Source organism: Kutzneria kofuensis (assembly GCF_014203355.1).
GTDB classification, from domain to species: Bacteria; Actinomycetota; Actinomycetes; order Mycobacteriales; family Pseudonocardiaceae; genus Kutzneria; species Kutzneria kofuensis.
The window spans coordinates 7,156,053-7,178,949 of sequence record NZ_JACHIR010000001.1 but is presented as its reverse complement, the minus strand read 5'-3'; the positions used below and the strand labels follow the sequence as shown (position 1 = coordinate 7,178,949).

The following is a 22,897-nucleotide window of genomic DNA, read 5'->3' as shown; positions in this document are numbered from 1 at the left end:
TGCCCTTCAGCGTCCTACCGCAGTCAGGTCTACTTCTCCGGTTCGGCCGGGATCGCCGGCTCCACCGGGAGAAAGGTCTCGGGCTCCAGCTCGGCGAAGCCCACCGGCTCGGACCGGTGCCTCGCCGTGAAGACCACGCCGTCGGCCCGGCGCAGCGGCTCCGCCGGCATGTTCTCGTGCCGCGGCAACGTCACTTCGCCCTCGGCCGGCTCCGTCACCAGACGTTCGGCCCGGTGCGGCGCGTTGAAATGCGAAGGCGGCGTCACAACGCCATCCGCACGGTGCACCGGCATGCTCTCGTGCCGCGGCAGCGTCACCTCGCCCTCGGCCGGCGTCAGCGGCTCGGCCGGGATGCCCCTCTCGGCCCGGACCAGGTGCCCCATCGGCATTCCCGGCTCCCCGGCGAACACCTTCGCCTCGGTCACCGGCAGTGCCGGCGTCTGCGGGACGAACTCGCCCCGCTCGGCCGGGATCGACGCGTCGAACCGGCTTTCCGCCGGCACTCCGGGCGTGGCCGGGATGAACTCCGCCGGCTCGGCCGGGACGGACTTCACGAAGGTGCGCTTCTCGGCCGGGATCAGCGGCTCCGCCGGCACCTCTTCGCCACGTGCCAACAGCTCGTGCCGCTCGGTCGGCTTCAGCGGCACACCGGGTGTCTGCGCGGTGAGCTCTTCCCGCAGGGCCGGCCGGAGCGGCTCCAGCGGCCGGCCGTGCTCGTCGAGCACCGGCTCCTCCGGAAGCCGAGCCATCAACCTACGACTCTGCTCCGGCTCCAACGGCTGCCCGTTCTCATCCAACGCAGGCTTCTCCGGAAGTCGGGCCATCAACCGACGGCTCTCCGTCGGATGCAACGGCTGGCCGTTCTCGTCGAGCGCCGGCTTCTCCGGGATACGGTCCATCAGCCTGCGCTGCTCCAGCGGATGGCCGTTCTCGTCCAACGCAGGCTCGGCCGGGATCTGCGGCTTGAGCTCTTCCCGCATGGCGCGCCGGAGCGGCACCTTCTTCTGGTTGTCCGCGGCGAGGTTCTTGGTGTTGCCGGGCCCGTTGCCACCGCCGCCGTAGTTGCCGCCACCGGAATCGCCGCCGCCGTAGCCGCCACCACCGCCGCCGCCGTTGCCCTCACGGCGCAGCTGCATCTTGCGGGCCAGCTCCTGGTTGTGCTCCTCAACCTTCTCGTAGGCGTCGATCATCTGCCGCACGCCCTGGCCGACGCTGTGGACCACGTCGGCCATGTTGGCCACGCCGGTGAGCGTCTGGTCGCGGGCGGTGCCGTACTGCTTGAAGAAGGCGTGCCCGTTCTTGTCGTCACCCCACGGCGTGCCGAGGCTGTCGAGGGTGTGCTCCAGCTTGGAGGTGATCTGCACCAACCGGTCACCCAGGCTCTTGAAGCCGTCGACCGCGGGCTCCATGCCCTCGGTGTTGACGGACACCTTGTCGTCGGCCATGAGAACCTCCTGTGTCGGGTGGCCGGTCAGCGGAACCGATCAGTCGTCGGAGACGCCGGGAATGCGCCCGTTGTCCACGTACTCCCGCAGCTCGTCGGACATGAACGGGTTGCGGGGCACGGCCTTGGTCAGGTCGGCGTCCGGCCCGAACAGCGCGTCCACGTTCAACCCGGCCGGAGCGTTGGCCGCCATCAGCTCGCGCTGCTGCTTGATCAGCTCGTTCCGGGCGGCGGCGAAGGTGTCGATGATCAGGTTCGACAGCTCGGCCGGCGCCATGTCCCGGTAGGAGTCGGTCAGGAACTTCAGCTCCATCAGCTGCCCCTGCGCGCCCACCGTCACCGACACCTGCTTGCGCTGCGACACACCGGTCCCGGTGAGCTCGGACATCTTGCGCTGGTGCTCGCCGAGCTTCTCCAGCTGCTGCTGGTACTCGGCCATCAGCTTCTCGACGGCGTCGTCGTACTCCGACATCGTCAGCTCCTCTCACGGGTGGTCACGGTCATCCCAGCACTCCGGGCAGGTCGGAGCCTCGGCTGTCCCACTGGTCGGAACGCCGGTCGAGCAGGTCGGCCGAGGTCCGCTCGGGTTCCTCCTCGGGCTCCTCGCCCTCGGCGAGGGCCGACTCCGGCTCCGGCTCGGGCTCCGGCTCGGCGTTCGGGTCGGGCATGTGGAACGAACTGCGCGCCCCGCTGAGCTCGGGCTCGGGCTCGGCCGAACCCGGGATGATCTTCCCAGGCCGCCAGGTGGCCAGCTTGGCCTGGTCGTCGGCCGGCCCGGGCACGCCGCGCAGGTCGCCCTGCACCCACTTGTCGTTGTCCTCGACCGGGGCGTCGGTGGCCAGGTCGCCCTGACCGTCCTGCCCCTTGCGCCCGAACAGCCATGGCAGCACGCCGGCCGACGCCGCGCCGCCGACCTCCCACGCCGTGAAGTCCTCGGCCCCGTCGCTCCCGTGCACCATGGCCACACGGTCGGGCGGCGTCGTCGGTTCATCCGAAGGCACGCCGATGTGCTCGGTGTTGCCCGGGTGGTGCCCGCCGTGGCCCTCGGCGAAGGCGCTCTCACCGACCCCGCTGCCCGGCGCGAGCAGTTCGGACGCCTCGGAGCGGTGCCCGCCCGGCGGCGTCGACGACGGCTGCCCCGGTACCGCGCCCGGCGCCATCATCATCGGCATGCCGGGCGTCGCCTGCTGCGGCTCGGCCGCGGCCTCGGTGACGCCGGTGACCGGCAGGTCCGGCTGGTCGACGGCGGTGCCGTCGTCCGGCAGCGTGGCCGGCTCGGCGTCGGCGACCGGGGCCGGCGTGGTCTCGTCCAGGCCGTACAGCGTGCCAGAGCCGCCGGCCGCACCGGTGCCGCCGGCCAACAGCACCGACGGGTCGCCGGAGTAGTCGGCCATGCCACCACCGGGAAACGCCGTCGGGTTGAGCAGGCCACTGGCGTCGGACTTGGGCGGAGCCTGGTTCTGGTTGCCCATACCGCCACCCATGCCACCCATGCCCGGGCTCATCGGCATACCCGCGCCGGGTCCGCCAGGCATACCGGCAGGGCCGCCGCCGGCCTGCAGCTGCTGGTCGTTGCCGCCCAGGCCGTCCTGGCCAAGACCGTGGTCGCCGCCCGCGCCGGCCAGCGACGGGTCGTTGACGTCGGTGCCGCCGGGGAAAGCGCTCACCGGCGGCAGGTCGGCACTGCCGCCGCCACCGCCGCCGCCCGCGCTGGTCAGGTTGTCCAGACCGTCCAGGCCGGTGAAGCCCTTCGGGTCGTCGAGGCCGTCCAGGCCCTTCAGACCGTCCAAACCGGACAGACCGCCACCACCGCCGGACGCGCCGCCACCGCCGTGCAGCAGCGTGGACGGGTCGAACACGTCGCCGTCCAGCGAGCCCGGGAACTTGGTCGGGTTGAGCAGGCCGCTGGCGTCGGACTTGGGCGGCGGGTTGTTCTGGCCCATGCCACCCATGCCGCCGCCCATCCCGCCCATCGGCGGCATGGCGCCCGGGCCGAGCTGGCCGTTGTTGGCGCCGCCGAGGCCACCGCCGGTGCCGTCGCCGAGACCGGGGAACTGGTCCGGGGCGTTCTGCTCCAGGTTGTTGGCCAGGTTCTTGAGGTCGTCCAGGCCGCCACCGGCACCGCCGCCGAGCTTGTCGTCGCCGAGGCCGCCAGCGCCACCGCCACCGCCACCACCGAGACCGGTGTCGCCGGGGAAGCCGCTGACCGGCGGCGGGCTGAACTTGTTCTTGTCCAGCCCGCTGGTGTCGAGGCCGCCCTTGTCGTTGAACAGGTCGTTGTTCTTGCCCAGCCCGTCCAGGCCGTTGTTGCCGAGGCCGGAGTTGCCCAGGCCCGTGTTGCCAAGGCCGCCGCCGCCGAGACCGCCGGGGAACTGGCTCACCGGGGGCGGCACGAAGTTGCTGCCGCCACCGCCGCTGCCGCCGCCGGCACCACCACTGCCGCCGCCGAGGCCGGTGTCGTCAAGACCGCCGCCGCCGAGACCGTCGCCACCGCCGGGGAACTGGCTCGGGGGCGGGATCGCGGCCAGGTTGTTGCCGCCGAGGCCACCACCGCCGCCTCCGCCGCCGAGACCGTCACCACCGCCGAGCCCGTCGCCGCCGCCACCGGGGAACTGGCTGACGGGCGGCGGCTTGAAGTCGGTGCCCCCACCGGTGCCGCCGCCACCGCCACTTCCACCACCGTCACCGCCGCCGTTGAACGCGTTGACGGGCGGCGGCTTGAAGTCGCTGCCCCCGCCGCCTCCGCCACCGCCACCGTCGCCGTCGCCGAAGGGGTTGTTGTTGCCGTCGCCGAACGGGTTGTTGTTGCCGCCGTCGCCACCGGGCGGCGGCGGCGGGTTGAAGTTGCTGCCGTCGTTCGGTCCCGGCAGGTCGTCGGTGCTCGGCGCGGTGAAGCCGTCGTTGGTGACCTGGTAGTGGCCGGACAGGTTGGTGATGACCTTGCGCATGTCGTTGGTCATCATCTCGACGATCGTCGGGTCCTCGTGGACCATGACGTAGCCGTTGGAGTCCTTGCTCGCGCCACGGGCCAGTGCCTGGTCGGCGTACCACTGGTCGATGGCGTGGATGGTCTGGATCGCCTGGTCCAGCCGGACGCCGTTCTGGAAGATCTGGTTGGGGATGTTGTCGGCGGCGATGTCACCCTTGAGCACCTGGGCGTTGGCCTTGATGTTCTGGCTGAGCTGGTACATCTTCGAGTTGAACGCGGTGGCCGCCTCGCCCTTCCACGGCGCGTCGTCGCCGTAGGACAGGGCGTCGGCCTGGTCGCGGATGCTCTGGCCGACCATGTCCAGCGCGCCCATGACGTAGTTGAGCGCGTTGGCCGCGTCCTTGAGCGACTGCGGGTTGGACAGGCCGGTGTCGGTGTTGCCGCCGTAGTGGCCGACGATGGCCGTCATGATCTTGTGCCAGTCCCAGGTGCTGAAGTCGTCGGGCGTGCCCTCACCGGGATTGTTGTTCGTCTCGCTCGGGTCCGCCATGTCGCCTTCCAGCTCCTTCAACCGACTTCGTGTCGTGCTACCCGGCCCGGCCGGTCACCCGTCCATTGTGGACGGGTGACCGACCAGCAGCCGGTCAGGACCCGCTACTTGCCCGAGCCGAACGCCGAACCGGCGCTGCCGATGGCGCCGATGTCGGTGCTGACCCAGCTGTCGTCCAGCGCGCGATTCAGCTGCTGGCCGGTCATCTTGTTGAGGTCGTCGACGTTGTCGTAGTCCTTGGCCATCTTGACCACGGCCTCGTGCACGTCGGTGACCGTCTTGATGGTCTTCTTCAGCACCGTCTCGAAGCCCGCCTGCAGCATGCCGGTGCCGTCGCTGCCGGTGATCATGGTCTTCATGACGTGGCCGGTGTTGAAGTCACCGGCCTCGACCGGCTTGAGGTCCTGGAGCTTGGTCAACGCGGTGTTGAGCGGCTCCTTGAGCTTGTCGATGTTGTCCGCGAACAACTTCAACGTCGCCGTGTGGACCTCGGTCTTGCCACCCTTGCCGTCCCCCTTGGTGCCGGGCACGTCCGGCGGGGTGAAGCTCGGGTTGTCCGGCGTGCCGTCCGCGCTGGTGAAACCGGGGATGGTGCTGGTGTCGAACGGCTTCGCGTCGGGCTTGGGCGGCGGCGGAGGCGGCGGAATCGTGCTGCCGTCGAGAGTGCCGTACGTCATGACGAACCTCCTTCGGTCACACGCCCCACTTGGAGGAGCCGACCCGCTCCGCCTCGAGGATGTGGTTGCGGATGTCTTCCAGGTCGCGCTGGGCCAGCGCCAGGTCGTTGGTCATGGTCTCGTGGGCCTGCTCGTACTGGGCCTCGACCTGGACGAACGCGTTCTTGGTGTCGCCCTCGAACTCGTTGGTGTGCTGCTTGACCTGCTGCGACAGCGTCTCGCCGACCTGGTTGAGGTGGTTGGCCACGGCCTGGATGGACTGCGAGATGTCCTCGACGACGTGGAGTTCCATGGAGTAGTCGGACATTGTCTCCTCTTTCGTGCGAGTCTTGTAGGGGAACGGAGGTGAGGGAGGCTCAGATGCCCAGGCCGCTGGTGTGGCTGCGGGCCTTGCCGGCGACGGAGATGATGTTCTCGTTGGTCGCGCCGTACAGCTTGGCGGTCTCCAGCATCGTCTGCTGCATCTCCTTCAGCTTCGCCACCACCTGCTTGGCGCCGTCCTGGAAGGAGTTCATGGCCTCGTGGTAGGTCGCGGCGGCCTGCCCCGTCCAGACGCTGGCCAGCGTGTCGCAGTGCTGCTGCAGGTTCTGCAGCTCCTTGTCGGCGCCCTGGATGGCGTCGTCCTGGCTGGTCGCGGTGTTGTACAGCTCCTGCACAGTCACCTTGGAAACGGAAGCCATGCGGTTTCACTCCTCGAACTCGGTGGTGCGCTCGGTCACCACGTCGGATTGTCCCGGTCGTCCGTGCCGCTTCAGGCCGGCACGGGCACCGCCTTGCGCTCCTCGGTCGACGGCATGACGCCGTCGAGGTCGGCCGTGGTGACCGTCCTTGAGGTGGCGTTCGCGGCGACCGCCGCCGCGAACTGGTGCGCCTCGCGCACGCCGCCGGCCGTTGCCCCGGCCGCCAGCGCCGCCACGACGCCTTCCCCCGCCTGCCAACCGTTCTCGTTCCACCAGCGGAGGACGAGCTCGGCCTTCTCGGCCGGCGAGTAGTCGGTGAAGCGCACGTGCTCGGCGAAGCGAGCGGCCAGTTCGGACCGTCCGCCAAGCAGTGCGCTGATCAGCTGCTGCTGCCCGGACAGCAGCAGCACGGTGTCGGACGCGGCCCCGAGCACCTCGTGCACGGCCGCGACCACGCGGTTCTTCTCCTCGTCGGACCGGCGCAGGAAGGCCGGGTCGATGTCGACGAGCAGCGCGCCGCCGGCCGCCGCGTCCAGCGCCGCCCGCACCCGGACGGCGGCCTGGCCGTCGTGGCGTCCGGGCACCGTGGACAGCGGAAGTTCGGTGACCACACCGGAAGCCAGCAGCCCGAGCTCGGACAGCGAGCGGGTGAACAGCCGGGCCACCGTGCGGCGGCCGGTGCCCAACGGGCCGTCCAGCACCAGGTTGGCCAGTCCGCCCAGCGGCTGCCGCCGCCGGCTCAGCGCCAGCAGACCGGTCAGCCGGGCCAACAGCGCCTCCTTGACCGCGGCCTGGCCGACCAAAGTGGACAGTCGGCGGGCGCTGGCCCCGGGCGGCAGGTTGTCCTCGGGCGTGTCGGTGCCGTCGTCGCCCTCGGCCAGCGGCACGTCGCTGACGGCGAAGCGGGACAGCTCGTTGTCCGCGCCGCCGGTCATGGCCAGCCGGGAGGCCTGGGTGGAGATCATCGACTCGAACAGCTGGCGGGCGACGCGGCCGTTGCCGAACGTCTTGCCCTTGGGCGTCTTGTCGAAGTACCGGTGCAGCGCGTTGAGCACGTCGTCGTCGAGTTCGTAGTAGTGCTTGGCCGCCATTCCCCGCACGATGGTGACCAGCTCGTCCACCGTGTAGTTGGGGAATTCCACCGTCTTGGTGAAGCGGGAGGCCATACCGGGGTTGGAGGCGAGGAACTGCTCCATCTGGTCGGTGTAGCCGGCCACGATGACCACGATGTCGGACCGGTGGTCCTCCATCAGCTTCATCACCGTGTCAACGGCCTCCTGGCCGAAGTCCGGGCCGGAGCCGCCGGACTGCGAGGTCAGGGTGTACGCCTCGTCGATGAACAGCACACCGCCGAGCGCCTTCTCGAACACCTCGGTGGTCTTGATCGCGGTGGCGCCGATGTACTGCGCGACCAGGTCGGCCCGCGCCACCTCGATCATGTGGCCCTCACGGAGGATGCCCAACTCGGCCAGGACCGAGCCGTACAGGCGGGCGACCGTGGTCTTACCGGTGCCGGGCGGGCCGGCGAAGACCAGGTGCCGGCTCACCGACGGCATCGGCAGGCCCAACTGCTCACGCCGCTGGGCCATCCGGTTCAGGTTGATCAGGCCGGTGACCTCGGCCTTCACCGAGTCCAGGCCGACGAGGCTGTGCAGCTCGGCCAGCGGGCCGTCGCCGCGGTGCTGCGCTTCCTCGGCCTGCGGCAGCGGCGGCTGCTCCGGCTTCGCGGCCGGGGCGGCCGGCGTGCGCTCCGGCTGCGCGGGAACGACCGGGGCGGGGGCCACGGGAGCCGGGGCCGGCGGGGCGACGGCCTCGTTGTCGAAGATCTCGCAGTTGTCCAGTTCGGACACTCCGCTGCCCCGGACGTCGATACCGGGCCCCGAGTTGTGGTGCACGCGGCAGCGGGTCGCGCGCAGCGTACCGCCGTCAGCGACGACGATGCCGGCCCCGTTGACCTCCGAGACCTCGCTGGCCTCCAACGTCAGCAGGCAGCCGGAGCCGATCTCGATCGGGCAGCCCTTGGCCGCCGCCGACGTCACGGAAGCGTTGGCGTTGCCCGTGAGCAGCAGACCCGCGCCGGAACCGGTGCGCACGCTGAGCTCGTCGATACGGCCGGTGGAGGAGCCCTCCAGCGCCACGCCGACGCCGCTGTCCAGCTCGACCAGCGCCCGGCGAAGGTCGATGCGGGAGTCGACGACCCGAACGCCGCCGGTCACCGAAAGCCCGTCGATGCGGGGCTTTCCGCCGCCGCTGACCAGAACCGAGGACTGCTCGGCCTTGGTCACGGTCAGCATCTTCACGTTGGGGTCGGCGGCGGCGTCGACCAGGAGGCCGATCGGGCTCTCCGTGATGGTGCAGCCCTCGATCAGCGGGGAAGCACCGCCGGTCACGTGCACGCCCTGGCGGGCGGCGGCGGTGAAGGTGCAGCCGCGCAGCGCCGGCTTGGCGCCGTTGGCGATGTGCACCGACTGCCCGCCCGAACCGGTGAACGTGCAGTCGGTCAGGGTGACGGCGCCGGCGCTGGTCAGGTAAGCGTCGAGGCTGGCGCTGTCGCTGATGGACACCCGGGTCAGCTCGGCGCGGCCGTCCTGCTCGATCACGACCGCCGGCTTGCCGGCGCCGACGATCTTCGTGTCCTCGACCTGGCCGACGCCGGATCCGTTGACGCACAGGCCGTTGCCCTTGACGCGGTCGAACACGCAGCCGCGCACCTGCACCCGGCCCTGCTCGGCGACGACCATCGCCGACGAGCCGACCTCCGCGATCACGGTCTCCTCGACCGAGCTGTTGCCCACGGAGGTGACCACGATTCCCGCGCCGGTCGGGTTCTGCACACGGCACTGCCGCATCGCCAGCACGCCGGTCTGCCGGGCCAGCACGGCCGTCCACGCCGCGCCGCCGACCCGGCAGTTGTCCAGCGCCGCCTCGCCGTGCCGGACGTCCAGCACCGGCAGCTCGGCGTCGTCGCCGGTGATGTCCAAACCGGACAGTTGCACCGCGCCGCCGGCCACCACGAGCGTGCTGCCGGTGGCCGAGTGCAGCCGGACCGTGCCGGGGCCGTCCTCGGCGTTGATCGTGACGACGCCGGTGATGGCCAGGGACTCCTCGTAGCGACCGGCGGCAACGTTGATCACCGACCCGTTGGTCGCTCTGGTCAGTGCCTCCGCGATGGTCCGGAACGCGCCCGGCACCTGAAGGACCTGGCGGGTCATGCGCTCGTCCTCTCCAACGTGACGGAAAGCAGCCCGGGCGGGGCGCTCGCGGTCGGCCGGGCCGCGTCCTTGGCGGTGGACTCGGCCCACGCCTCGGCCGCCTGGTCCAGGCCGTTGAGAGCCAGGTCGTCGAACATGCTGCGGCCGGTGTTGACCTTGCCGTCCTCGCCGATCTCGGCGCTGGACAGCTCGCGCAGCAGCACCACCGGGGTGGGCTCGGCCCGCACGTCCAGCACCTTGAAGTTGGTGCCCGGCACGAACAGCACCTGGTCGGCGACCGACGGGTCGATCAGCTGGGTACGGCGCGCGGTCATCGACCACACCCGGAACTCCACCTCGCCCGCCGCAGCCGGCCGGCCGTTGATGGTGGCGGTCAGGAAGGCCCATTCGCTGACCAGCAGGCGATTGCGGTACCAGTCCAGTTCGGACGGTCCGGCGGCGGCCCACAGCTGGGTGGCGCCACGGTAGGACGGCAGTCGCTTCAGGCCGGAGCTGACCACGCGGGCCAGCGGCACGTGCGGGCCGGGGGTGGCCGAGCGGATGGCCTCGTCCACACCGGCGGCGTCGCCGGTCAGGTACAGCCGCACCGCGACCAGGTCGGCCAGCACCTCGTCGGCGTCGACGCCGACACGCAGGCCCGGCACCTGGGACAGCATCCGGCCGACCGTGCTGGCGGCCACGTCGTACTGGGAGCTCAGGGTCTTGCGCAGCCAGGCCCGCTCCTCGGTCAGCGCCCGGGCCGGCGGCACCGCGCAGGCGTTGGCCGCCGGCACCGGCTGCACGGCCACCCGCGTGGCCGGCTTGGCCGGGGTAGGCGCGGCCGCCGCGGCCGCCGCGACCGGGGCCGGCTCCGGCTTCGGGGCGGGCAGCGGCTCAGGCTCCAGGATCTCCTGCGGCGACGGGGTTTGCGTGGCCGCCGGGGCCGGGGCGGCGGTCGCGGAGACCGGCGCCGGGGCCGGCACCGCGATGGCGGCGAAGTCGATGCCGAAGTCCGGCACCGAGGACTCCAGGCGCAGCCCGGACGGCATCGCCGCCGGCGGCGCGTCCACCGCCGCGGTGAGGATCGGCTTGGGTGCGGCGTCGGTCGGCGACTCGATCACCGGCCCGGCGGTCTCGACCTCTGGCTCGGGCTCGGCAACCTCAGCGGTCGCAACGACGTCGGGCCCGACGACCTCGGCTTCGGCGGTCGCGACGACCTCGGGCTCGTCCGCCTCGACAACCTCGACCTCGACCGCCGGGGCTTCAGTCACCGGGGCCTCGGCGACCGGCTCGGCCGCCTTCTCGGTCACCTTCTCCGGTGCCTTCTCGGCGGGCGCGACCCGGGCCGTGAACGGGACGTGCACGGTCGGCGCGTCCAGCTCGTCGTCCTCGACGACGTCGGCATCCTCGATCATCTCCGCCGACACCACCTGGGTGGCCTCGACCGGGGCGTCCACCGCAGCCGCCGGCAGCGCCGGCAGCGACAGCTGGGGTGCCATCTGCTCCACGCCGGCGTCCACGGGCAGCTGCACGGTCGAGCCGGCGGTCCAGCGGCCCGGCACGGTCTCCACGACCATGCCGCGCGCGGCCGGCAACGTCGGAACGTGGTTGCCGGCGGCGAGAGCCGACGCCGGCAGGACCCGGAACATGCGACGCATCGCCGGGTCGAGGGCGCCGACGAGGTCGCCGGCCAGCTTGTGCATGCGCTCGGACAGGTGCCGCGTGGTGGTGTCGAACACGACGGCGGCGTGCCGCGGGTCGATCGGCGCGGTGCGCACGAACTCGGCGTTGACCGGGGCCACCGGCGGCCGCAGCCACAGTCCACTCTGGACGATCTCGACGACGGCGTCGTTGGCGTACCAGTACACCCCGGGCGACAGCTCGGTGGCGCCGTCGATCGGGCTGTCGTGGGACAGCAGCTGCGGCGGCAGGATCCGGCCGGCCGCGGCGGCGCGCGGCTGGTAGCGCAGCTCGCGGGCGAACGAGCGCCAGCCCAGCTGTCCCTCCGGGGACACCACGTGCAGCGTGCCGGCGGTGGACGGCATGCCGGCGTGGAAGGTCACCGGCGCGCCCAGCTGGTCGGCCAGCGCCTGCCCCACCGAGGAACGCAGCGTCTCGACCGGTCCGTATTGGACGAACCGCAGCCGGTCGCGGCTCTCCGGCGGCACCGAGTGGCAGAACCGGGCGATCTCGCTCATCGGCACCGGGCGCGACTTGGGCGAGCCCAGCACCACGGTCATCAGGTCCAGCCGCGGCACCAAACCCGAGATCAGCAGCGCCCGCTGGTCGTCGGCCGATTCCAGCGGCCGGATCCACACGCCGGACGGCAACGGCTCGACCACACTGACCGGACCGGGCTGCCAGATCTGCTCGGTGCCCGGGAACGTCCACTCCGGAACGGGAAAACGGCGTGAGTCGTGCTGCGGTGCGCGGCCACGCTTGAACAGCACCCAACCGACGCCCTTGAGCGCGGAGCTGAACAGCGCGCCGCCGGGCGCCATCACGACGTCGCCGTCGGGCACGAGCACGGGCACGTTGAGCCGTTCGGCCAGCCACTGGCCGGTCATCACGGCGGCGTCCCGGGAGTGCTTGCCCAGCACGAGGCGGTACCCACCACGACGGCGGCCCAGCAGCGCGGCGACGGCGTGCCACAGCTCGATCGGCCCGTCCGGCGGCACGTCCACCACGACCACGGTGTGGTCGGGGTCCTTGGCGATCATTCGGGCGAAGGCCAGCGCGCGCTGGTTGAGGTGCCCCTCAAGGTGCAGCAGCATGGCGTGACCCGCGTCGACAGCGACCACCTGTGGCAGTGCCGTGTTCTGGGAAGTGGTGCCCACAGCCCAGGTACGCAACCTCGTGCCCAGCATCATGTCACTGCCCTCCTCCGCGATTCGCCGTCAACACGGCCTTGCCCATCACCAGGTCGGGGCCGGACGGCATGGCGTCCAGCACCTCCTTCGGCACCCCGACCGGCGCGTTGCCCAGCCCGAGTGGGCCGAAGGCCTGTTGCGCCACGCGGAACTTCTCGCCCTGGTCGGTGATCAGGTAGTAGGTCCGGTTGTTGGCCTGCGACGGCGCCGGCTCGGCGACGGCGAGCATGCCTCGCCCCGGCGGCACGTTCATCAAGATCCGCCCGGCGACCACCGGCAGCGGCTCGATCACCAGCTCCCCCTTGCCCACCACGTCGCCACGGGAGTGCTGGAGCACGCACATCGCCTGGTCGGCGATGAAGTTGCGGGCGGAGACCAGGTTCGGCGTGCCCTGCAACAGCGTGTGGTCGGCGGACTCGGGCAGCGTGGCCAGCTCGGCCGTGCTGATCTGCTTGGGCTGGGCGGCGCCGGGCTGGCCCAGCAGCAGGGCCAGCGCGGTCGGGTTGACCGGGGCGACGCCGTCCTTGCGCACGACGAAGGTCTGCGGCGTGCCGCCCGCGTCGGCCCGCACCAGGTCGCCGACCTTGAGCCCGTCCTGGAAGTTCTGACCGGCGTCGGGGATCTTCGGCACGTCCAGGGTCGGGCCCTGCTCGAGCTGGTGGATCCAGACGATCGGCACCTTGGTCGGCGGCACGTCTCCGAACCCCAGCGCGACCAGCGCGGTGTGCGAGCCGATCGGGAAGATGCGGTCCCGCCAGACCGCGTAGTTGACCAGGTCCGGTCCCTGCACCAGGTAGCGGGAGTCGTCGTCCAGCCCCTTGGTCGGGGTGTTCGGGTCGATGTCGATCACCAGGGACGGGGCGGTGGCGCCGGGGGCCGCGCACAGCGACCACTCGGGCCCGACCAGGTCCTTGGCCTGCGGCACCGAGTCCGGCGCGCCGGGGATGCCGACGGCCGGGCCGTGCGGCACGCCGGCCAGCGAGTTGCGGGAGACCGGGGTGAACTGGCCGGTCTGGTTGCTGCCGGCGTAGAACAGCATGGCCGACGCGGTGTTCAGCGTCGGGTACAGCACGCCGTCGAGGTAGAGGTACCGGTTGCCGGTCTCCTTCTCCACGACGATCGCGCCGGCCTTCTTGTAGTCGGTGTTGCCGCCCGGCACGATCAGGCCGTACACCGCGAAGCCGAGGCACAGCAGCACCGCGACCAGCACGCCCCACATCAGGCCGAGCGAGGACCGGCGCAGCGGCGGCTCGCCGCGGCCGGGGTCGCCGGTGGTCAGGGCACTGGCCAGGCGCGAGGTGACGAACTGGTAGGCCTGGACGTGATCGCGTCGACTCTGCATGCCTCAGCCCGCCAGCGCCCGGAACCAGTGGTACGCGTCCAGCACGACCAGCAGCAGTGGCACCAGCGCGATCGCGGTCCACAGCTCGGCGATGTCGCCGACCTGGCCCCAGATCGGCAGCAGCCGGGTCTGCGGCAGCCGCCACGCGCCGATCACCAGCGCCACCACGACCAGCAGCACGCCGACGAGCAGGCCGATGCGGCCGGTCGGGGACAGCGAGAAGGCGTAGTTCAACACCACCGCGGCGACGATCAGCGCGCCGGCCCACACCGTGGATCCGCGCTGCCACACCGACAGCAGCGACTTGGCCCGCAGCAGCGCGGCCAGTCCGAACACCAGCGGCAGCACCCAGCCGATCCAGCCGTCGACCATCCGCACCAGCACCAGGCAGTCCACGATGGACACGACGGACGCGGCGACGATGACCGCGGTCAGGTAGCCGTCGGCGACCGCCGACTTGGCCGCCACCTGGCTGGCCAGTGCCGGGTCGATGTCGGTCTGCAGCTCCTCGGTGGTGCGCGGCAGGTTCGGCACCCGCAGCCGGGCCAGCCGGGCCGCGATGCGCGCGCCGAAGGTGGCGAACAGGAACAGGAAGACGGCGACGATGCTGACCGCGCCGGGCACGTCGGCCGAGGTGCCGGTGAGCAGCACCGAGCCGAGGATGCCACAGATGCCGAGCAGCCCGGCGGTGCCATAGACGGCGATGCCGCCCCTGGTCGCGGCGGCCAGCGCCGCCGCGACCAGCACCACGCAGATACCCGACAGCAGAACCCCGGACGGCTGTGGGGCAAGCACGTCGGCCACGTCCTGCTGGCCGATCAGGCCGGCGGCCGCGGCGAACACGCAGGCGGCGACGCCGCCGACGTAGGACAGCGGGCGGTCCGCGGTGATCTCGTGGATGGCCACCGCGCCACCGCCGAGGGCCAGCGTGATCACGCCGCAGTAGGTGGCCAGCAGCCCACCGGGGCCGCCGGCGAACAACGTGGCGACACCCAGCACGACCACGGTCAGCGTGGCCAGGCCGAGGAAGATCCGCCGGGTCGACGCCGGCCGCCAGCGGTCCGGACGGGCGGCGATGGCCTCACCGACGCCGTCGGCCAGGTCGTCGTAGGTCAGCTCGGGCATCGGGGCCTCGGCCGCGCGCAGGTAGAGCACGTCGCCGTCGTGCAGGTCGGCCTGCTCCGGCGTGGCGTCCAGGTCCAGCGGGGGCTCGCCCAGCCGCTGCAACACCCAGTCCTTGCCCTCGTCCTGGCCCCGGTTGACGTGACGGGCCAGCACCGGCAGCAGCAGCCCGAACGTGGCCGCGGCGGGGATGGCCAGGTCGGCGCGGCCGTCCGGGCCCTGCACGGTGATGCGGCACAGGTCCGCGGCGCCGGCGCCACCGGCCAGCGGCACCTGCTCGACGGGGGCGTCCTGGACGGCCACCATGGTCCCGTGCGGCGTGGCCGGGAACGACGCGTCCGCGCCGATCGCGTCCGTGGGCCTCATTCTGCTGCTCCTGTCGAGGATCCGTGCCGGGAGTGAGACGTGCTCAGGTTCTGGTCATGACGCGAGGTGACGGGCATCACGCGGCCCCGCTCTGGAACAGCCGGATGGACCGGCGGGTCACCAGCTGGGCCCGGCCCGGCGGCAGCGTACGCGGCTTGGCCTCGCCGAGGAACTTGCCCTCTTCCTTGGGGTAGCTCAGCAGCACGCCCGGGTTGCCCAGCTCCCACATGCGGCGCAGCAGCGGGTCCATCATCGCCCGCATCGCGCCGGAGGTGCTGCGCGAGATCACCACGTGCATGCCGATGGTGGCGCCGTGGGCCAGCAGCGGGATCAGCGGCTGTGTCGGCGAGGCCATGCTGCCGCCGCTGACCAGCAGGTCGTAGTCGTCGACCAGGATGAACAGCTTCGGCCCCGAGTACCAGTCCCGCTTGGCCAGCTGCTCCGGCGTGATGTCCTTGCCCGGCATGCGCTTGGTCATCGAGACGCCGGCGTTGGCGATCAGGTCGGTCAGCGCGTCGGCGTCGACCGCGTAGCCGATCCGGTACGGCTCCGGCACGTCGTCGTGCAGCTGCCGGCGGGTGTCGCCGAGCAGGATGCGCGCCTCGGCCGGGCTGTACCGGTTGACCACGTTGCGGATGATCAGCTTGAGCAGGTTGGTCTTGCCGGTCTCGGTGTCGCCGAACACCGACAGGTGCGGCGTCTGCTCGAGGTCGTGCCACACCGGCGCGAGCCGCTGCTCGTCGATGCCGAGGCAGAACCGGCTGCCCTCGGGGGCCGGCAGGTCGCCCATGGGCAGGCGGGTCGGCAGCATCCGCACCTCGGGCGCGCGCGCCCCGCCCCAGAACGTCGCGATCTCCTCGCACGCCGCCTTGGTCGCCGTGGTCAGGTCGTCGGTGGCCGACGAGCTGTCGATGCGGGGCAGGCCGGCCAGGAAGTGGAACTTGGTGTGGGTCAGGCCGCGGCCGGGCTGCTCGGGCACCCTGGCCGCCACGCGGGCCCCCAGCTCGGACTCGACCGGGTCGCCCAGCCGCAGCTCCAGCTTGGTGCCCAACGGGTCGCGGGTCGCCGGCCGGATCTCCGACCAGCGGTTGGACGCGATCACCACGTGCACGCCGAAGGCCAGGCCGCGGGAGGCCAGCTCGTTGACCCGCGGCTCCAGGTCGGGGAAGTCCGAGCGCAGCGTGCTCCAGCCGTCGACGATGAGGAACACGTCGCCGTTGGGGTCCTGGATGCGGCCGGTGGTGCGGCCCTGCCGGTAGGCGACCATGGAGTCGATGCCGGCCTGGGCGAACACCTGCTCGCGGCGCTCCAGCACCTGCGAGATCTCCTCGATGGTCCGCAGCACCCGGTCGCGCTCGAGGCGGGTGGCCACCGAGCCCACGTGCGGCAGGCCGGCCGTGGAGACCAGACCGCCGCCGGCCAGGTCCAGGCAGTAGAACTGGACCTCGTCGGGCGTGTGGGTCAGGGCCAGCGACAGGATCAGCGTGCGCAGCAGCGTCGACTTGCCGGACTGCGGCGCGCCGACCAGGCCGACGTGGCCGTTGGCCCCGGACAGGTCGGCCACCAGCAGCTCGCGCAGCTGCTCGTACGGGCGGTCGACGATGCCCAGCGGCACGCGCAGCGACCGGGTGGCCGGGTGGTCCAGCGCGGTCATGCCGCGCACCGGGTCGGGCACGATGCCGGGCAGTAGCTCGTCCAGGCTGGGCGAGGCGGCCAGCGGCGGCAGCCACACCTGGCGGGCCGGCGGGCCCTGGTCGACCAGGCGGTCGATCAGGACCTCCATCAGGCTGTCCTCGTCGTCGTTGGCCGACTCGAGGCGCTCCTCCTTCACCTGCTCCGGCTCGTCGTCCTCGGGACGGCGGATGCGGCCGGGCAGCAGCCCGAACGGGGCGACCTCGCCGACGGCCCGGCTCTGCGCGGCGGCGGACTCGCCGGGGCCGTCCGGGCACGGCCCGGAGACGTAGGCGGCCTTGAACCGCACCAGGTTGGTCGTGTCGATCTTGAGGAAGCCGTGGCCGGGAGCCGAGGGCAGCTCGTACGCGCTGGGCACGCCGATGACGCTGCGGGACTCCATGGCCGAGAAGGTGCGCAGCGCGATCCGGTAGGACAGGTGGCCCTCGACCCGGTGGATGCGGCCCTCGTCGAGGCGCTGCGAGGCCAGCAGCAGGTGCACGCCCAGCGACCGGCCCAGCCGGCCGATCTGCACGAACAGGTCCATGAACTCGGGCTTGGACGACAGCAGCTCGGAGAACTCGTCGACCACCACGAACAGGACCGGGAACGGGGCCAGCTGCGCGCCGCCAGCCCTGGCCTTCTCGTAGTCGTAGAGCGAGGAGTAGCCGTGCTGGCGCAGGAACTCCTGGCGGCGGTTCATCTCGCCGCTGATCGAGTCCTGCATGCGGTCGACCAGTGGCAGCTCGTCCTGCAGGTTGGTGATCACGGCGCTGGTGTGCGGCAGCTTGTCCATGCCCATGAACGTGGCGCCGCCCTTGAAGTCGACCAGCACCATGTTCAGCACCTCGGACGAGTGCGTCGCGGCCAGGCCGATCACCAGCGTGCGCAGGAACTCCGACTTGCCCGAGCCGGTGGCGCCGATGAGCACGCCGTGCGGGCCCATGCCGCCCTGCGCCGACTCCTTGATGTCCAGCTCGACGACCTCGCCGCTCTCGGTGACGCCGACCGGCACGGTCAGCCGCGCCTTCTGGTTGCGCCGCGGCCGCCACTGGGCCTGCACGTCGAACGTGCGGGCGTCGCGGATGCCCAGCAGCGCGGTCAGGTCGAAGTTGCTCTCCAGCGGCTGCTCGACCAGGTCGACGGTGCCGCTGGTGCGCATCGGGGCCAGCTGGCGGGCCACGTTCTCGGCGGCGGTGACGCTGACCGCGTCGACCACGGCCTTGCCGGTGTTCTCGCCGGCCGGGAACTCCACCTCGGCGCCGGACACGGTCAGCCGCAGCACGTCCGGGCCGCCGTGCATGGCGCCGGTGACGTCCAGCAGCACCACGTTGCGCAGGCCGGTGTCCAGCAGCCGGGAGTGCTCGGGGATCTGCACCCGGTGCGCCACCACGACGTGGAACGGCTCGTTCGGGCCGGGCGGCACGGTGCGGTCGAAGTCGGGGCGGTCGGTGACGGCCGCGCCGAGCAGGTCCATCAGCGTGTCGTGGTCGTCGGAGACCAGGCGCAGCGGGCCGGCGCCGTCGCGCATGGTGGCGTGCGTGACGTGCGGCAGCCACTTGCACCAGTCCCACTCGGCGCTGCCCGGCTCGTCGGTCAGGATGGCGATCTTCAGGTCGTCCGGCGAGTGCAGCACGGCCAGCTGCAAGAGCATGGCGCGGACCAGGGCCAGCACCGGACCGGCCTCGCCGGCGAACTCGACGCTGGTGAAGCTGCGCAGACCGACCGCGATGGGCAGGTCGCCGACCGTGCGGAAGGCTCGGATGAAGCGGCGCAGCGCGATCGCGGTCAGCGGCTCCAGGTCCTCGATCGGACGGGTGCGCGGCGGGATGAACTCCAGCGCGGCGCGCTGCGCGCCCAGGCCGATGCGGACCCGGCCGAAGTCCTCGTGGCTGGCGCGGCGCTCCCACAGGCGCGGGCCCGAGATCAGCGACCAAAGTGAGGAAGGTTCGGGATTGTCCCAGCGGGTGGCGGCCCGCTGCTCGTCGGCGGCGGCGCGGGCCTGGCCGCGCAGCTGCGCGAGGTAGCGCAGGTAGTCCCGGCGCTCGGCGCGCATCTTGCGCTTGCGCTCCATACCCTGGCGCCCGATCTGGGTGACGCTCATGGAGACCATGGAGACGCCCATCATCCCGGACATCATGTACACGGTCGGCGAGCTGCCGGCGATGGAGAACATCATCACCATCGCCGCGCTGCCCAGGCCCATCGGCAGGTACACCATCGCCGAGCTGAAGTCGAGACTGGCGGGCTCGCCGAGCACGGGGGGCTCGGCGAGCTCCACCTCTCCGGTCGGCAGGGCAGGACCGGCGACGCGCTGCGATCGTTTGACGATCACGATGCTCATCAGTCTGACTCCATGGCTAGCGGCGGCACGCTTCTCAAAGGCTATGTGAGCCGATGAGTCGCTGTTGTACTACAGGCGTCATAGGTAAGTGATGAGTGCCCTAAGGTCCCTCATCGCCCACGTCCAAGCGTTGATCGACATGGCCAACTTCCCTGCAAGAGCGGCATGAGGCCGTGATCAGGTGAAACTTCGCAACGGTTCTTCGACGATGTCGACAACACAGCACAGAAGTACATCACAACAATGTCGTACCGTTTGTCTTGCGTCGAGTCTCTGTTCCGTAACCCGGTACGCACATCACACGGACGAGCGACAAAACCGGTTCGCCTACGTGACCTGCTTCACACTCGACCGGGTGACGAGTAAGTGTGCTGGTCACCGGCACGCGGTAACCATCGTGCTGGCACGGCCGGCCTCCTCGACTGCTGACGCAGGTCCATAGTGGACGGAAGCCGAGCGCGGCGCCAGCCCTTGGCGCGCACGCAGGTGTCTTAAGGGACCTCGGGTCCGCCGCGCGACGGCACCCGGCCGATCCTGCCCCCGTGACCGAGCAGCGCTGCCCGATCGTTCACCCGTCCGATGGGAGCGCTCTCCGCCGCCCATCGATCCACCTCCCGTCGGATTTCAGCATGCCGTGACCGGATCAACAGCCAATCAACGCCGTCTCCACACCTTCTCCACGACCGTGCGACGATGGGCCGGGACCGAGGTCGGAAGGGGTTTGACGGGTGGCCGAGCACGCTCTCGCGTTCACCGTGTTGGGACCGCTCCGGGGCTGGCGGGGCGGCCAGGAGCTCACCCTCGGCAGCCCGCAGCAGCGCGCCGCGCTGGCCGTCCTGCTGCTGCGCGGCGAACGCCCGGTCGACATCGACGAGCTGATCCTGGCGCTGTGGGGCGAGAATCCGCCGAAGGCCGCGACCGGCGCCGTCCGCACCTACGTCTCCCGGCTGCGCACGCTTCTCGAACCCGAGCACCGCACCGCCGGCGGCCCCAGCCTGCTCGTCTCCGTGGGCACCGCGTATGTTCTCCGGCTGCCCGAAGGCACTGTGGATGTCGAAAACGTCGAACAAGAGGTGGCGGCCGCGCAGACCGCGCGCCGAGCGGGCGACCTTGCGCAGGCGCACGACCTGTTGACGCAGGCGGCGGCGCGCTGGCGCGGCACGCCGCTGGCCGGGCTGACCGGCCCGTACGTCGACAGCCAGCGGGAGCACCTGATCCAGCGCCGCTTGAGCGTTCTGGAGCAGCGCATCGAGCTGGACCTGGAGTTGGGCGAATGGGCGACCGCCGTCGCCGATCTCACCCCGCTGACCGCCGAGCACCCGCTGCGGGAGAACCTGCGCGCCTTGCAGATGCGGGCGCTGTACCAGTCCGGGCGGCAGGCCGAGGCGCTCGCCGTCTTCGTGGACACGAGGAAGGTCCTGGCCGAGGAGCTGGGGATCGATCCGGATCCCCGGCTCACCGAGCTGCACGAGCGAATCCTGCGCTCGGACCCCACCCTGCTCCCCCGCCCGGCCCAGCCGGCGGCCGCCCCGGTCGCGGCGATCCCGGCGCAGCTGCCGGCCGACACCGCGGATTTCACCGGGAGGAGCGAGCTGGTCGCCGCGGTCGTCGGCCGGCTCACCGCGCCCGCGGGCCAGGCCGTGCCGGTGTGCGCGGTGCACGGCATCGGCGGCGCCGGCAAGACCGCGCTGGCGGTGCATGTCGCGCACGCCGTCCGTGAACACTTCTCGGATGGGCAGCTGTACGTGGATCTCGGCGGCGCGTCCGACCGGCCGGCCGAGCCGCACGACGTGCTCGGCTACTTCCTGCGGTCGCTGGGCGTGCCGGAGAACACGGTGCCCGAGGACGAGGCCGCCCGCGCCGCCCTGTACCGCACCACGCTGGCCCGGCGGAAGGTGTTGGTCCTGCTGGACAACGCGCGGGACGCCGCCCAGGTGACGCCGCTGCTGCCGGGCTATCCCACCAGCGCCGCGATCCTGACCAGCCGGGTGCGGCTGGCCGCGGTGCCGGCGATGACCGTCGACCTCGACGCGTTCCGGCCGGACGAGGCGATGCGGCTGCTGGCCGGTGTGGTCGGCGAGGAGCGGATCGCCGCCGAGCCCGAGGCGGCGCGCGATCTCGTCGCGCTGTGCGGGCATCTCCCGCTGGCGGTCCGGGTGATCGCCTGCCGGCTGCTGGCCCGGCCCGGCGCACGCGTCGAGGACAGCGTGCGGCGGCTGTCCGACGAGCGGCGGCGGCTGTCCCAGCTACGGGCCGGGGATCTGGACGTGCAGGCGTGCTTCCGGCTCGGCTACGACCAGCTGCCGCCGGCCCAGGCCCGCGCGTTCCGGCTGTTGGCGTTACCGGAGGCCGAGACCGTGCCGCTGACCGCCGCGGCGGCGCTGCTCGACCTCGACGAGTACGACACCGAGGACGAGTTGGACCGGCTCGTGGACGCCGGGCTCGTGCAGTCGCCGCGGGTCGGCCGATACCGCTTCCACGACCTGGTGCGGGTGTTCGCCCGGGACCGCGGCGTCGAGCAGGACGACACCGTCGCGGCGATGGGGCGGCTGCTGGACTTCCTGCTGGCGACCGTGCGCAACGCCTATCTCGTCGTGCGACCCGGTCATCGGATCGCCGACCTGCTCACCCCCCGCTCGTCGAGTGACATCGCCTTCGCCGGCGCCGACGAGGCTCACGCGTGGTTCGACCAGGACCGCGACTTCGTGCTTTCCGTGCTGCGGCAGGCGATCGAGCAGATGCCCGAGCTGGTCGGACTCGTCGCCGACGTGCTGCTGGGCCTGGATCCCTTGCTGGAGCGGGCTTACGCGTGGCACGAGATCGTCACGCTCGGCCGGCTCGTTGCCACCCGGGCGGAACGCGCCGGTCTGCCGCTGGCCGAGGCCGCCGCCCGGTACATGCTCGGCGGCGGGCTGTGGCAGCTCGGCGGTGGCGCGGCCGCGCGGGAGCACGTGGACCGGGCCATCGAACTGTCCACTCGGCACGGTTCGCCGCACCTGCTGGCCGAGGCGATGACCGTGCGGGCATTGGCACTCGACTCCGACGGTGACCCGGCCGCGGCCGTCGAGCTGTTCCGGGAGACGCTGGAACTCCAGCGCACCAACGGAAACCGCTCAGCCGAGGCCAACACCCTTGGCAACCTCACCCACTCGTACGTGAAGGTGGACCGGCTCATCGAGGCCGTCAACGCCGGGGCGCTCGGGCTGACGCTGTACCGCGAACTCGGCGACCGTATGGGCGAGACGCAGATCCTCCTGCAGCGCGGCACCGCCCTGCAGGCCTCCGGCCGTGCCGAGGACGCGATGGCCTGCTACGTCGACGCCTTGGCGTTGAGCCGCGAACTCGGCATCCGCTACGTCGAGGCCAACACCCTGATCCGGATCGCCGACGCCCGCCTCCGGGCCGGCGACGCCAAGGCCGCCGCGACCGCCGCCGACCAGGCCACCATGCTGGCCAAGGAGATCGGCTTCGCCCGGGCCCAGGCGCGGGCGCTGGCCACTCTGGGTCGCGCCCTGGCCACTCTTGGCCAGACCGACCGGGCTGCCGCCTGCCTGCACGAGACCAGGCAGATCCTCGCCGAGCACGGGTTGGCCGAGGGCGACGAGGTCGCCCAGCTGCTCGTCGAGATGGGCCGTACCGCCGCCGGGTGAAGGGTTCAGCCGAACGGCCGCCGGGTGGTTCCACTCGTCCGGCGGTCCCGTTGGGACAGTC

The 22,897-nt window shown here is 71.7% G+C and carries 12 protein-coding genes; 1 reads left to right on the top strand and 11 read right to left on the bottom strand.

The annotated features are described in order from the left end of the window. Window positions 1-29: 29 nt before the first annotated feature. The 11 genes from BJ998_RS32895 to eccCa all read right to left on the bottom strand — a co-directional run bounded on the left by BJ998_RS32895 (window position 30) and on the right by eccCa (window position 19,186). Window positions 30-1,445, bottom strand: coding sequence for a hypothetical protein (locus BJ998_RS32895; RefSeq protein WP_184867209.1), 1,416 nt, complete (start codon window positions 1,443-1,445; stop codon window positions 30-32). A 39-nt stretch (window positions 1,446-1,484) separates the two neighbouring features. Further along, window positions 1,485-1,916, bottom strand: coding sequence for a YbaB/EbfC family nucleoid-associated protein (locus BJ998_RS32890; protein ID WP_184867208.1), 432 nt, complete (start codon window positions 1,914-1,916; stop codon window positions 1,485-1,487). Between the two features lie 28 nt (window positions 1,917-1,944). Further along, the gene (locus tag BJ998_RS32885) at window positions 1,945-4,923 is read right to left on the bottom strand and encodes a hypothetical protein (RefSeq protein ID WP_184867207.1); all 2,979 of its coding nucleotides are present in this window, start codon (window positions 4,921-4,923) and stop codon (window positions 1,945-1,947) included. Between the two features lie 104 nt (window positions 4,924-5,027). Beyond that, entirely contained in the window at window positions 5,028-5,600 is a 573-nt protein-coding gene (locus tag BJ998_RS32880) for a hypothetical protein (RefSeq protein ID WP_184867206.1), read from the bottom strand. A 16-nt stretch (window positions 5,601-5,616) separates the two neighbouring features. Continuing rightward, a complete protein-coding gene (locus BJ998_RS32875) occupies window positions 5,617-5,907 on the bottom strand; it encodes a WXG100 family type VII secretion target (protein WP_184867205.1) in 291 nt (96 codons plus the stop codon). Between the two features lie 49 nt (window positions 5,908-5,956). After that, window positions 5,957-6,280: a WXG100 family type VII secretion target gene (locus tag BJ998_RS32870; protein ID WP_184867204.1), complete on the bottom strand. Its 324-nt coding sequence runs from the start codon at window positions 6,278-6,280 to the stop codon at window positions 5,957-5,959. A 71-nt stretch (window positions 6,281-6,351) separates the two neighbouring features. After that, on the bottom strand, window positions 6,352-9,492 hold the full coding sequence (locus BJ998_RS32865) for a right-handed parallel beta-helix repeat-containing protein (RefSeq protein WP_184867203.1): 3,141 nt from the start codon (window positions 9,490-9,492) through the stop codon (window positions 6,352-6,354). Further along, window positions 9,489-12,341 carry a hypothetical protein gene (locus tag BJ998_RS32860; protein ID WP_184867202.1) on the bottom strand — a complete coding sequence of 951 codons (2,853 nt, stop codon included), beginning with the start codon at window positions 12,339-12,341 and terminating at the stop codon, window positions 9,489-9,491. Before BJ998_RS32860 ends, BJ998_RS32865 begins: the two co-directional genes overlap by 4 nt. Window position 12,342: 1 nt before the next feature. After that, window positions 12,343-13,683: a type VII secretion protein EccB gene (gene eccB / locus BJ998_RS32855; protein ID WP_184867201.1), complete on the bottom strand. Its 1,341-nt coding sequence runs from the start codon at window positions 13,681-13,683 to the stop codon at window positions 12,343-12,345. 3 nt (window positions 13,684-13,686) lie between these two features. Next, on the bottom strand, window positions 13,687-15,171 hold the full coding sequence (eccD, locus tag BJ998_RS32850; protein WP_184867200.1) for a type VII secretion integral membrane protein EccD: 1,485 nt from the start codon (window positions 15,169-15,171) through the stop codon (window positions 13,687-13,689). Window positions 15,172-15,247: 76 nt separating this feature from the next. Continuing rightward, a complete protein-coding gene (eccCa, locus tag BJ998_RS32845) occupies window positions 15,248-19,186 on the bottom strand; it encodes a type VII secretion protein EccCa (RefSeq protein ID WP_184867199.1) in 3,939 nt (1,312 codons plus the stop codon). A 728-nt stretch (window positions 19,187-19,914) separates the two neighbouring features. Between eccCa and BJ998_RS32840 the strand changes: the two genes are divergently transcribed. Further along, a complete protein-coding gene (locus BJ998_RS32840) occupies window positions 19,915-22,836 on the top strand; it encodes an AfsR/SARP family transcriptional regulator (protein ID WP_184867198.1) in 2,922 nt (973 codons plus the stop codon). The last annotated feature ends 61 nt before the right edge of the window (window positions 22,837-22,897 follow it).